This window comes from Clostridium sp. MF28, assembly GCF_002969175.1.
GTDB lineage: Bacteria > Bacillota > Clostridia > Clostridiales > Clostridiaceae > Clostridium > Clostridium beijerinckii.
In genome coordinates this window covers 2,406,251-2,419,050 of sequence record NZ_CP014331.1, presented here as the reverse complement: position 1 = coordinate 2,419,050, position 12,800 = coordinate 2,406,251, and the positions used below count along the sequence as shown (strand labels likewise).

Sequence of the window (12,800 nt, the reverse complement as noted above, 5' to 3'; positions counted from 1 at the left end):
AAATTATTTTAAAATTAAGATTTATTTAATTTAACTATAATAATAATATAAATTTATCACATAATAAGTAAACGATTTAAAAAAATTACACGTAGTGGAGGTTTTTATGGGATTAGAGATGAGCAATATAAAAAATGCCATTATTAATGGTAAGACAGTGCTTGGTATTGAACTAGGTTCAACTAGAATTAAAGCAGTTTTAATAGATGAAAATAATACTCCAATAGCTTCAGGGAGCCATGATTGGGAAAATAAATATGTTAATAATATTTGGACTTATGGTTTAGATGATATCTGGACTGGCGTTCAAGATAGTTATAAGAAGATGGCTGAAGATGTCAAAGAAAAATATGGAGTTACTATTGAAACAATAGGCGCAATTGGATTCAGTGCTATGATGCATGGATATATGGTTTTTAATAAAGAGGGAGATCTTTTGGTGCCGTTCCGTACATGGCGTAACACTATTACTGAAAAAGCCTCAGAAAAATTAACAAAATTATTTAACTATCATATCCCTCAAAGATGGAGTATTGCTCATCTTTACCAAGCAATATTAAACGGTGAAGAACATGTGGCTGATATAGATTTCCAAACAACTTTAGAAGGATATATTCATTGGAAATTAACAGGTGAAAAAGTTATAGGTGTTGGAGAGGCATCTGGAATGTTCCCTATTGATATAGATACAAAGAATTATAATGCACGTATGATTGATCAATTTGATGAGTTAGTAGCTCCTAAGAATTTTTCATGGAAACTTGGAGATATTTTACCAAAGGTATTGTTAGCTGGAGAAAATGCAGGCGTACTTACTGAAGAAGGTGCAAAGCTTTTAGATGTTACAGGGCAATTAAAAGCAGGTATTCAATTCTGCCCTCCAGAAGGTGATGCAGGAACAGGAATGGTTGCAACTAACAGTATTGCAAAGCGTACAGGTAATGTATCAGCAGGAACATCTGTTTTTGCTATGATCGTACTTGAAAAAGAGTTATCAAAAGCATATGAAGAAATAGACTTAGTTACAACTCCTACTGGTAATTTAGTGGCTATGGTTCATTGTAATAACTGTACTTCGGATCTCAATGCTTGGGTTGGATTATTTAAAGAATTTGCAGAGGCATTTGGTGTAGAAGTTGATATGAATAAGTTATTTGCAACTCTATATAATAAGGCACTTGAAGGGGATTCGGATTGTGGCGGATTATTAGCTTATAATTACTTCTCAGGTGAGCATATAACTGGTTTTGAAGAAGGACGCCCACTATTTGTACGTTCAGCAGAGAGTAAATTCAATCTAGCTAATTTTATGCGTGTACATTTATTTACATCATTAGGAGCGCTAAAAACTGGTTTGGACCTTCTTCTTAAAGAGGAAGGTGTTAAGGTCGATGAAATGTTAGGACATGGGGGTTTATTTAAGACTAAAGGTGTAGGACAAAAGATAATGGCAGCAGCTATAGATGCACCAGTTTCTGTGATGGAAACTGCTGCTGAAGGCGGAGCGTGGGGAATTGCAGTACTTGCATCTTATATGATAAATAAAGATGAAAATGAGACATTAGACGATTATCTTACAAATAAAGTGTTTGCAGGACAAATAGGTACAAAAATAGATCCAGATTCTAAAGATGTTGAAGGATTTAATGAATTTATAAAACGCTACACTAGTGGGCTTGCTATTGAAAGAACAGCGATAGATAGCCTTAAATAGAAAGTATGATTAATAAGGTTGAATTCAATAAAAAGGATTCAACCTTATTATCTATTATCTATAAATAATAAAGGAATAGATAAAAAATATACAATTTGTGTTTATATTATAACTCACCTCAATTATAGATATTTCGATTCATAAAGATTGTAAAAATATCATTGAAGCGGCTAAGAATCAGCTTATATATACTTTAGCATGCTCTGATTTCTAGTTTAACAAGTTAAAATTGAACATTTTATTGCAACGAATCCTAGATGTATGCACATTGGTAAAGAAATATAATAAAATTGTACATACAATATAAAAAAAACTATTGCTATAGTGATGAAAACGATATATAATAAATACATGAAGTACGTACAACATATTAACAAGTACTTCTTCTAAAATTATAACACATTAAGAGTTAGAGTATGTGTATCAGATAGAAGTGACAAGATAGGCTATTCTCAATTTGTACAAGCAGGATACATATATAAATAAATGTTAATGTAAATTTTTATTATGATAATAAAGAAGAATATTGATGTACTTACAAGATATATATCATAGAGCATATATAGGAAAATGTATTTTCCATGATATATATTCAAATTATATGAATAATATCAATCAAACATTAAACAATAATATTTACTAGGATAGGGGAGGAATTTTATGAATGAAAAGCACATTACTTTATGTAACAAATTATTATACTATCTAGTAGCTCCTGGCTTATTACTATATTTTATTTCTATCGATTCAGGAATAATTACTTCTTCTTTTGGTGTACTAGCTATATTTGGATTAGCCATTTTGCTTGGAGTAGGAATACCAATGATTTATAAGAGAAAGAATCCAGAGTATAAATTCAATATTAGTAGTAAATATGCTAATGCTATGGCTATATTAGTTATTCTTGAGTTAACTTATAATATGTCAAAATAAATAAGAACATGTCTGAATTTGATGAAAACGTATTAATAAAGTTTAATTTTTGGTTATAAGTGTATTAAAAAAATTATATTGTTTTAATAATTTAGAATATTAACTTTTAGTCCACTTTAATTTATCAGAAATGATAACTATTAAGCAGATTAAAAGAAAATATAAATTTATAATTTATTATATGGGAAGTTGAAGGGAGAAAATATTATGAAGAAAAAATTAATGGCTATGTTATTATCAATGGCATTACTAGGTTCTATCGGTGGATGTAGTGTAACAACTAGTGCTCCAAACTCAGATGCAGATAATTCTAAAACAGAGTCACAGGGAAAAACTGACGGGGGATCAGGAAGCGGAAAAACAATAGGTATTTTAATGCCAACTAAATCTTCTGAACGTTGGATAAATGATGGAAATGACATGGTAAAACAGTTAAAAGATCTTGGCTATAATACAGATCTTCAATATGCTGAAGACGTTGTAGAAACTCAAGTATCACAAGCAGAAAACTTAATTACAAAAGGTGTTAGTGGCTTAGTAATTGCAAATATCGATGGTGAATCTTTAACTGATGTTTGTCAAAAGGCTAAAGATGCAGGAATTCCTGTTATAGCTTATGACCGTTTAATTAAAAATACTGCAAATGTAGACTATTACATTTCTTTTGATAATAAACTTGTAGGAAACCAAATGGGTCAATATATAGAAAAGAAATTAGATTTAAAAAATGCACAAAAATCATTTAACATAGAATTATTTGCTGGATCTCCAGATGATAATAATGCTCATATGTTCTTTGAAGGTGCAATGGAAGTACTTCAACCATATATAGATTCTAAGAAATTAACTGTAGTTTCAGGTCAAACTAAATTTGATGAAATCTGTACATTAAGATGGGATGGAGCTTTGGCACAATCAAGAATGGAAAATATATTAACTGCTAACTACTCAGGTGGTAAAAAAGTTGATGCTGTATTATCTCCTTATGATGGTATAAGCCGTGGTGTTGTAGAAGCGTTAAGAAGTGTTGGATATGGTTCAGGGGATCTTCCATGGCCAGTAATTACAGGTCAAGATGCAGAAACAGCTTCAATTAAATCTATAATTGCGGGAGAGCAAACATCAACAATATTCAAAGATACAAGAAAATTATCAGCTCAAGCTGTTAAAACAATCGATGCAGCTATTAAAGGTCAAAAAGCTGAAGTTAATGATGAGAAGACTTACAACAATGGAGTAAAAGTTGTACCATCTTACTTATGTCAACCTGTATCTGTAGATAAAACAAACTATAAAGAAGTTCTAATTGATTCAGGATATTTAAAAGAAGCAGATCTTTCTAAATAAGATTAACAGCAGTAATGATAGTGCGGACAACTTTGTTGCACTATCATTCAAATAAGGAGGGGCGTGACGTATGTTAAAAGACAATGATATTATTCTTGAAATGATAAATATAACTAAGACATTTCCTGGTGTAAAAGCACTAGATAATGTTAATTTAAGAGTGCAATCAGGAGAAATTCATTCTCTTTGTGGAGAAAATGGAGCAGGTAAATCAACTTTAATGAAGGTATTAAGTGGAATATATCCTCACGGATCATACGAAGGTGCAATTCTATATAATGGAAAGGCATGTAAATATAAAGGCATAAAAGACAGTGAGGCAGATGGAATAGTTATTATACATCAAGAATTAGCTTTGAGTCCACATCTTAGTATAGGAGAAAATATATTTATAGGAAACGAAATTGCAAGTCATGGAGTTATAGACTGGCAAGAGGTAAGAATTAGAACTAAAGAATTACTTAAAAAGGTCGGATTAGATGAAGACCCAGATACAATAGTTAACACACTTGGTGTTGGTAAACAACAATTAATTGAAATTGCAAAGGCATTATCAAAGAACGTAAAATTATTAATTCTAGATGAACCGACTGCATCATTAAATGAGGATGACAGTGAAAATTTATTAAAATTAATGTTAGAGTTGAAATCACAAGGAATTACATGTATTTTAATTTCACATAAGTTAAATGAGGTTTCAAGAGTATGTGACTCTATAACAGTACTACGTGATGGAGCTAGTATTGAAACATTAGATGCCTCTGGAGGGCAAATCTCAGAGGATAGAATTGTTAAAGGGATGGTTGGTCGTGAACTTACAGACCGTTATCCAAAAAGAACTCCTAAAATTGGAGATGTGATGTTTGAAATAAAGGATTGGAATGTATATCATCCAGATTATCCGGATAGAAAAATGGTTGATAATGTAAATATAAAAGTTAGAAAAGGCGAAGTACTTGGAATTGCCGGGCTTATGGGTGCTGGAAGAACTGAACTTGCAATGAGCATTTTTGGTAGAACATATGGACAAAAGATTTCTGGTAGCATTTTAAAAGAAGGTAAAGAGATTCATATTAAGACAGTTAAAGATGCAATTAATGCAGGTATTGCTTATGTAACTGAAGATAGAAAAGAAGCAGGTTTAAACCTAATTGATGATATTCGTCACAACATTTCAATAGCATCATTAGGCAAAATTTCAAATAATGGTGTTATAAATGAACAAGTTGAGATTTTAGCTGCAGAAGAATTTAGAAAATCAATGAAAATCAAAACCCCAAGTATATTACAAATTACAGGAAACTTAAGTGGTGGAAATCAACAAAAAGTAGTACTTTCAAGATGGGTTTATGCAGAGCCAGACTTACTAATTCTTGATGAACCTACTAGGGGAATTGACGTTGGAGCAAAATACGAAATATATACAATTATAAATGATTTGGTAGCTCAAGGAAAAGCAGTTATTGTAATTTCATCCGAATTACCTGAAGTCCTTGGATTAAGTGACAGAATCTATGTCATGAACGAAGGAAAGATTATTGGAGAATTAGATAAGAAAGATGCTACTCAAGAAGTTATCATGAGTAAAATTGTTGCATCAAAATAGGGAGGTAGTAAAATGAGTGAAGCAAGAGTTGAAGAAAAAAAAGTTGCAAAAAATACATTTAATAAATTTATGAAAGACAATGGTATGCTAGTTGCATTATTGGTGGTAGTAGTTATATTCTCGATTTTAACTAAGGGAGTTATGTTAAAATCACTTAACATAACAAATTTAATTCAGCAAAATGGTTACGTACTTATTCTTGCAGTTGGAATGCTTTTAGTAGTTATTGTAGGTACGGTCGATCTTGCGGTTGGTTCAGTGTGTGCCTTTGTTGGAGCAATAGCCGGTGTTCTTATGGTTAATAAAGGAATGAATCCGGTAGTATCTGTTGTTCTATCACTTTTAATAGGTGCAGCTGTTGGAGCTGTACAAGGATATTGGATTTCGTATAAAGCAATTCCAGGATTTGTTGTAACATTAGCGGGACAATTAATCTTTAGAGGATTCTCAATGATAATATTAAATGGTAAGACAATAGCTCCATTCCCAAATGAATTTGCGAACTTAGGATCTGGATTCATACCTCCACTATTCTACTTTAAAATGGGTGATATTTACTTAGTAGGATCAGCAATGATTATAGGTGTTATACTATCAGCAATCATGGTATTTAATAATATAAAAGGAAGAAAGAAACTTCAAAAATATAATTTCAATGTTGATCATAATTCAATGTTCCTTGCTAAAAATATAATATCAGTTGTAGTAATTATGGGTGGAAGCTTTGTATTAGCATCTTATAAAGGTATACCAAATATATTAATAATAGCAGGAGTATTAATAGCAATTTACTCATTCATTACTACTAAAACAGTATTTGGTAGACAAGTATATGCAGTTGGTGGTAATAAAAAAGCAGCAGCTTTATCAGGTGTAAACGTTGATAAGATTACATTCTTAGTATTTGTAAATATGGGATTGATGGCAGCATTAGCAGGACTCGCTTATGCAGCACGTGTTAACTCAGCACAACCTAAAGCTGGTGTTAACTTCGAATTAGATGCTTTAGCAGCTTGCTATATAGGTGGTGCATCTACAGCAGGTGGTACTGGAAGAATTTTAGGAGCAGTTGTTGGTGGACTTGTAATGGGAGTACTTAATAATGGTATGTCTTTAATGGGAGTTGATAATAACTGGCAACAAGCTATCAAAGGATTTGTATTATTATTCGCTGTAGTATTCGACTTATATTCAAAGAAAAAGAAATAAATATAGCAGCAATATAAGAAATGGTTTCTTCAAACTTTAAAACATAGTTTGTTAATAAAATGTGTTAAATAAATTAAGAAAAAGAAAATGTATGAGGTTAAGGTAAGTTCTGCACTAAATATTTTATATATGTGCAGAACTTGCCTTTTACTATTACGTATAATTTGAAAGATATATCGTTAAGAGTAAGTATTAAATAGTACTACTTATAATACTTTGTTTTTAGATATGTATATGTGTTGAAATTCACATTTCAACGATTCACAATTGCGGCTAAAATTCTTGTGATATTTTTAGAATTATAATGAAGGATTACTTTTTCAATATATATGTTAAGAAAAAAAGAACTACTAATAATAGTAAAATTAATATATAATTTAGTGGACAATTATATATTAATTTAGGCAAGCGTTATTAATTAAATGAGTTGATAGATAAAGTATTAGAACTACAAATGAAAAAGATGGAGGAATAAAATGAATACTAGAATAATAGTAGACAGTTGTGTTGATTTTAATAATGAAGTTTTTGGAAATGAAGAGTATATGGAAAGAATTCCATTTAAAATTATTATTGATGATGAAGAAATCGTTGATAAGAATGTAAATATAAATGATCTACTTGAAAAAATGAAAAGCAGCAAAAACAAAATTAAAACAGCATGCCCATCGCCACATGATTTTCTAGAAGCTTTAAAAAAGTGTAAAAATAATTTTGTTGTAACCATTTCTGGTAAATTAAGTGGATCACATAATAGTGCTGTATTGGCAAAGGAAATGTTTCAAGAAGAGTTTCCAGAAAGTTTCGTTCATGTATTCGATTGTAAGACAGCAGTATCTGGAGCTGATCTAGTTGTTTTAAAAATAAAAAAGTTAATTGAAGAAAAAGCACATAATTCTCAGATTGTAGAGCAAGTTACTGAATACATAGAAAATATGAAGACATTATTTGTTTTAGATAAATTGGACAACCTAGTTAAGAATGGTAGGATAAGCAGTGCAAAAGCTTTAATGGGATCACTTCTGCAAGTTACTCCAATTATGACTGCTAACGATGGAGAAATTGTGCTAAAAGAGCAAGTAAGAGGGAAGAAAAAGGCATTTAATAGACTAATAGACCTAATAGGTGAAGAAGGCAGCGATTTTAAAAATAAGGTTCTAGGAATAGGGCATATAAATGCAAGAGAAAAAGCAGAAAAGCTTAAGGAAGAAATAAAAAACAAATATAACTTTGAAGATATAATAATTTTTGAAGGAAGCGGATTAAGTACTGTTTATGCTGATGATGGTGGGATTGTAATTTGCTACTAACGCTAAATTATAAAATATTAATTATATAATTTCACAGTTAGCTATTTTGATTTATGAGAATGTCATTACATAAAATATTTAGATGAATGATATCAGTAGATAATCCTAAGAAAATATTTAATAAAATAAGAAATATAAAGCAAGCTTTGCATTAGTTAATATAGTTAATGTAAAGCTTGCTTATTTTTTGAATATAGAAGAAGTTATAACTTAGTTTTATTTTGATTTCTCCATTGCCTAGGAGACATATTATAGACTTCTTTGAAGGATCTAGAAAAGTGAAACTGATTTGGATATCCAGTTAGTTCAGAAATTTCTCTAATAGATATATTATTATCCTTCAACATTTCGCATGCTTTAGACAACCTATACTTAATTAAAAACTCCTGAGGAGTAGTTTTCATAGAGTTTTTGAATATTTTACCAAAGTAACTTCTATCTAAGTTACACCATTTTGCGATATTTTCAACAGAAATATTATTGTTATAATTCTTTTCAATGTAATTTATAGCTTCTCTTACATAAAATTCTTGAAGATTACTAGCACTTTTGGTGTTATTAAAACTTGAATTTTCTAGTAGAGCATAGAAGAATAAATAAAGATGACCTAAAATAGCTGAATCAGGAGCACTTGGGTTATTTAATAAAAACATTAGATTGTCCTTTATAGAATTATCATCATTATTATATTCTTTAGGTGTAAAAATTGGATTTTTGCTTGATAGACCTATTTCTTCAAGATATCGTTGGGCTTTTAAGCCTTCAAATTCTACCCAAACATAATTCCAGGGATCATCTTTATCAGCCTCATAAGTGTTAATTATATTTGGGGTTAATAAGAAACCTTCCCCCGCTTTTATAGTATAAATGGAGGAGTCATTTTGTGTTCCTTTATTAAATGAGTAGAGTCTTCCTTTTCCAGATAGAACATAATGGAAAAGAAAATGATTTTTAACCGTGGGGCCAAATGAATGTAGGGGATCACAACGTTCTGAGCCAAATTGATAAAGTATAATATCTACATAATTTATGTTATTAAAAATATAACTTTTAAAATCGGCCGAATGGTATACCTCCTTTTGAAAACGTTAAATGGATAAATTTTCTTCCATTATAACATAAAATATATACTTTTGCGTTTATAGTTGAACAATAACTAAGTAATATAGCAAAAGTATATATTATTAGCTTGTTTATTCTATGTATTCCGGAATTTTTTAATGATAATATTTAATTATAGAAAGTGAATAAAGTCCAAAGAACGCTTTATACTGCAGTAATAGCACCTGATGTGCAAAACAACAAAATTATATAGAAATTCTATATAATTCGTTTTTAGCCAAATTTTGAAAAGCTTTACTTAAATCCTTTTAACGATAATAATATATATATTTGCTTATAATTTGAACAAATTAAAATGATGAATGTGATTTTAATATTAGTGTTGCAAACTACATATTAAAAATATATTTGTTTACAAAATCGAATATGTACAAAAATAGGAGGGAAATTTAATGAAAAAGAAAATTGTTTCTTTAATCTTAGCTAGTATGATGGCTGTTACAGGACTTGCTGGGTGTGGTAGTTCAAATTCTGCAGCAACTGGTGGACAAGACACAGCTAAGGGATCTAGTGGGGGAGATGTACACATTACTTATGGAATTTGGGATTCTAATCAGGAAAAAGGTCTTAGGAAAATGGCAGATGAATTTGAGGGAAAAAATCCAGGGATAAAAATTGATATACAAGTAACGGGTTGGAGCGATTATTGGACAATGTTAGAGGCGGCAGCTACAGGAGGATCTCTGCCAGATACCTTTTGGATGCATTCAAACGAAATTTATAGGTATGCATCAAATGGAATGCTTATGGATTTAACAGATAAAATTAACAAAAGTGATGATGTGAAATTATCTAATTATCCAGAAGGGTTGGTGAAGATATATAATTTGAATAATAAACAATACGCTATTCCAAAGGATTATGATACTATAGGTCTTTGGTATAACAAAACAATGTTTGATAAAGCTGGTATTTCATACCCTGATGAAACATGGAACTGGGACAAGCTATACGAAGCAGCAAAAAAATTAACAACAGGTGATGGAAAGCAATATGGATTCCTAGCACCTTTACACAATCAAGAAGGATATTATAATTTTGTATATCAAAATGGCGGAACAATAATAACTGATGATAAAGTATCAGGATATGATAACCCTAAGACAATAGAAGCAATGAAATATTATGTGAGATTTGTTAGTGAAGGATTGTCACCTAAAATTTTTGATGATGCAGCACGTGCAGAGACACTACAAAATGGACTATGTGCAATGGGGTTTTTTGGTTCTTGGAATTTAAGTGGATTTGCAGCAAATGACTATATGACTAAGAATTTTAATGTTACAGTATTACCTTCAGCAAATGATGGAAAGAGAGCTAGTATCTTCAATGGACTTGGAAATGCAATTTCTGCTAATACAAAGCATCCAGAAGAGGCTTGGAAATGGGTTCAATATTTAAGCTCAAAGGAGGGACAGACAAAGCAAGCTGAACTTGGAGTTGCAATTTCTGCGTATAATGGTACAGCAGATGCATGGATAAATTCAAACAAAACATTTAATATAAAATGCTTTGTTGATATGGTTAAATATGCACAAATAAGACCATATTCTAATACAACTGCAAAATGGGAAGATAAGGCATATGAAATGTTAAAAGGTGCATTTACTGGAGAAAAGACAGTAGAAGATGCTTGTAAAGATACTGCTAAAATGATGAATGATGCATTAAAAGAGGAAAAATAAAATAATTATTTATGATTACGGCAGCAAGTATGTTGCCGTAATCTTTAAAATAAATATGATAGGAGATGAATATATGGCAAAAAATATAACAGTAAATATAGGAAAACCATCAAAACGAACAGTTAATGAGTGGAAATGGGCATATTTTTTAGTCGCTCCTACTATTATTGGACTTATAATATTGAATATTATTCCTATTATTGAAACCCTATATTTAAGTTTTTTCAAGAGTGGAGATTTTGGAAAGGGAAATATATTTGTTGGCTTAAGTAACTATAAAAAGATGCTTGGAGATGTCCAAGTATGGTACGCAGTAGGAAATACTTTAAAATATACAATTATAGTTGTACCAGTAACAGTAATAATAGCAATGGTCTTAGCTGTATTATTAAATTCCAAGATTAAGGGAAAAGGTATTTATAGAACAATATATTTCATTCCAATGGTTGCTGCACCGGCAGCAATAACAATGGTTTGGAAATGGTTATATAATAATCAATTTGGTCTTATTAATTATATTCTATCTAAAATTGGAATTGGACCTGTAGATTGGATCGATAACCCTAATATTGCTCTTTATTCTATAGCTATTATTGGAATATGGAGCACAGTTGGATATAGCATGGTTTTGCTTATAGCAGGCCTTCAGGAAATACCAAAGGACTATTATGAAGCTTCAAGTATTGATGGTGCAAAACCAGTACGACAATTCTTCAATATTACCTTACCCCTTGTGTCTCCAACCTTATTTTTTGTTGTTGTTACTAGTATAATTCAGGCAATGCAAGTATTTGATGTCATTTATATGATGATTGATGTAGCTAGTCCTGCATATGATAAGACAGTATCGTTAGTTTATTTATTTTATAATAGCTCATTTAAGTATGCAGATAAAGGATATGGTTCAGCTATAGTAATGTTACTTCTTGCTATTATTATGATAATTACAGTATTTCAAATGAAAGCACAGAAGAAATGGGTTAATTACATGTAGAAAGGGGAGCTATATTATGAAAATGAAAAGAGATGCTTCAAAATTATTTATACACTTATTTTTATTGTTTGGAGTAGCAATTATGATATTACCATTTGTTTGGATGATACTTACATCATTTAAAACTGTATCAGAGTCTACTTCAATGAATCCATATGTTATTTTTCCATCAGATTGGAAGATCGAGAATTACTTTGAAGCAATAAGACAAAACAATTTTATTATATTATATTTTAATACTTTTGCAATGATGTTTTTTAGGATATTTTGTTCAGTGGCTTTTAGCGCTATGGCGGCTTATGCCTTTGCGAGATTAAAATTCCCAGGAAGAGATTTTTTATTTGGAATTGTGTTATTTCAAATGATGGTTCCAGTTCAACTTTTTATAATTCCACAATATTTGATGGTAGATAAAATTGGAATGAGAAATTCAATATTTGCGCTTCTTTTTCCAGGACTTGTAAGTGCATTTGGTACATTTTTGTTAAGGCAATTCTTTATGGGATTGCCAAAAGAATTAGAAGAATCTGCAAGGCTTGACGGCTGCAATATAGGACAAACATTTTTAAAAGTTATGTTACCCTTAACTAAGTCTGGCCTGGTTGCACTTGGAATATTTACAGCATTATTTGCATTTAAGGATTTAATGTGGCCGCTAATTATTAATTCCAATGCTGATTCCGCAACTTTATCATCGGCACTTGCAAAAATTCAAAGTGCATATTCTGTTAATTATCCTCAATTGATGGCTGCATCTGTACTTGCCATTTGGCCAATGCTTGCAATTTATATTGTATTCCAGAAACAATTTATAGAGGGTATAGCAACTTCAGGTGGAAAACTTTAATTCAATAATTCTAATGAACAAAGATAATTTGCA

General features: G+C 30.6%; 10 protein-coding genes. 9 read left to right on the top strand and 1 reads right to left on the bottom strand.

The annotated features are described in order from the left end of the window. Window positions 1–106 precede the first annotated feature (106 nt). The 6 genes from AXY43_RS10640 to AXY43_RS10615 all read left to right on the top strand — a co-directional run bounded on the left by AXY43_RS10640 (window position 107) and on the right by AXY43_RS10615 (window position 8,119). Window positions 107–1,714 carry a xylulokinase gene (locus AXY43_RS10640; RefSeq protein ID WP_105411527.1) on the top strand — a complete coding sequence of 536 codons (1,608 nt, stop codon included), beginning with the start codon at window positions 107–109 and terminating at the stop codon, window positions 1,712–1,714. A 660-nt stretch (window positions 1,715–2,374) separates the two neighbouring features. Next, window positions 2,375–2,647, top strand: a complete 273-nt coding sequence (locus AXY43_RS10635) for a hypothetical protein (protein ID WP_012060607.1) — start codon at window positions 2,375–2,377, stop codon at window positions 2,645–2,647. Window positions 2,648–2,854: 207 nt separating this feature from the next. Beyond that, the gene (chvE, locus tag AXY43_RS10630; RefSeq protein WP_023973621.1) at window positions 2,855–3,994 is read left to right on the top strand and encodes a multiple monosaccharide ABC transporter substrate-binding protein; all 1,140 of its coding nucleotides are present in this window, start codon (window positions 2,855–2,857) and stop codon (window positions 3,992–3,994) included. Between the two features lie 70 nt (window positions 3,995–4,064). After that, window positions 4,065–5,600: a multiple monosaccharide ABC transporter ATP-binding protein gene (gene mmsA, locus AXY43_RS10625; RefSeq protein ID WP_012060605.1), complete on the top strand. Its 1,536-nt coding sequence runs from the start codon at window positions 4,065–4,067 to the stop codon at window positions 5,598–5,600. 12 nt (window positions 5,601–5,612) lie between these two features. Then, window positions 5,613–6,809, top strand: a complete 1,197-nt coding sequence (gene mmsB, locus AXY43_RS10620; RefSeq protein ID WP_023973620.1) for a multiple monosaccharide ABC transporter permease — start codon at window positions 5,613–5,615, stop codon at window positions 6,807–6,809. 476 nt (window positions 6,810–7,285) lie between these two features. Beyond that, window positions 7,286–8,119, top strand: a complete 834-nt coding sequence (locus AXY43_RS10615; RefSeq protein WP_017210077.1) for a DegV family protein — start codon at window positions 7,286–7,288, stop codon at window positions 8,117–8,119. 203 nt (window positions 8,120–8,322) lie between these two features. On the opposite strand, the gene AXY43_RS28645 is transcribed toward AXY43_RS10615, so the two are convergent. Then, window positions 8,323–9,132 (bottom strand): AraC family transcriptional regulator, encoded by an 810-nt coding sequence (locus AXY43_RS28645; RefSeq protein ID WP_341457893.1) that lies wholly within the window; start codon window positions 9,130–9,132, stop codon window positions 8,323–8,325. Between the two features lie 501 nt (window positions 9,133–9,633). Here AXY43_RS28645 and AXY43_RS10605 point away from each other — a divergent pair. The 3 genes from AXY43_RS10605 (at window position 9,634) to AXY43_RS10595 (ending at window position 12,767) form a co-directional block, all read left to right on the top strand. Next, on the top strand, window positions 9,634–10,926 hold the full coding sequence (locus AXY43_RS10605) for an ABC transporter substrate-binding protein (RefSeq protein WP_017210079.1): 1,293 nt from the start codon (window positions 9,634–9,636) through the stop codon (window positions 10,924–10,926). Window positions 10,927–10,999: 73 nt separating this feature from the next. Next, complete coding sequence (locus AXY43_RS10600; protein ID WP_023973616.1) at window positions 11,000–11,920, top strand: ABC transporter permease subunit; 921 nt, start codon at window positions 11,000–11,002, stop codon at window positions 11,918–11,920. A gap of 16 nt (window positions 11,921–11,936) precedes the next feature. Continuing rightward, window positions 11,937–12,767, top strand: coding sequence for a carbohydrate ABC transporter permease (locus AXY43_RS10595; protein ID WP_105411525.1), 831 nt, complete (start codon window positions 11,937–11,939; stop codon window positions 12,765–12,767). Window positions 12,768–12,800 lie beyond the last annotated feature (33 nt).

Coding starts and splice junctions, on each gene's coding strand:
- AXY43_RS10640 (WP_105411527.1), top strand. CDS start 107: ATGGGATTAGAGATGAGCAATATAAAAAATGCCATTATTAATGGTAAG.
- AXY43_RS10635 (WP_012060607.1), top strand. CDS start 2,375: ATGAATGAAAAGCACATTACTTTATGTAACAAATTATTATACTATCTA.
- chvE (WP_023973621.1), top strand. CDS start 2,855: ATGAAGAAAAAATTAATGGCTATGTTATTATCAATGGCATTACTAGGT.
- mmsA (WP_012060605.1), top strand. CDS start 4,065: ATGTTAAAAGACAATGATATTATTCTTGAAATGATAAATATAACTAAG.
- mmsB (WP_023973620.1), top strand. CDS start 5,613: ATGAGTGAAGCAAGAGTTGAAGAAAAAAAAGTTGCAAAAAATACATTT.
- AXY43_RS10615 (WP_017210077.1), top strand. CDS start 7,286: ATGAATACTAGAATAATAGTAGACAGTTGTGTTGATTTTAATAATGAA.
- AXY43_RS10605 (WP_017210079.1), top strand. CDS start 9,634: ATGAAAAAGAAAATTGTTTCTTTAATCTTAGCTAGTATGATGGCTGTT.
- AXY43_RS10600 (WP_023973616.1), top strand. CDS start 11,000: ATGGCAAAAAATATAACAGTAAATATAGGAAAACCATCAAAACGAACA.
- AXY43_RS10595 (WP_105411525.1), top strand. CDS start 11,937: ATGAAAATGAAAAGAGATGCTTCAAAATTATTTATACACTTATTTTTA.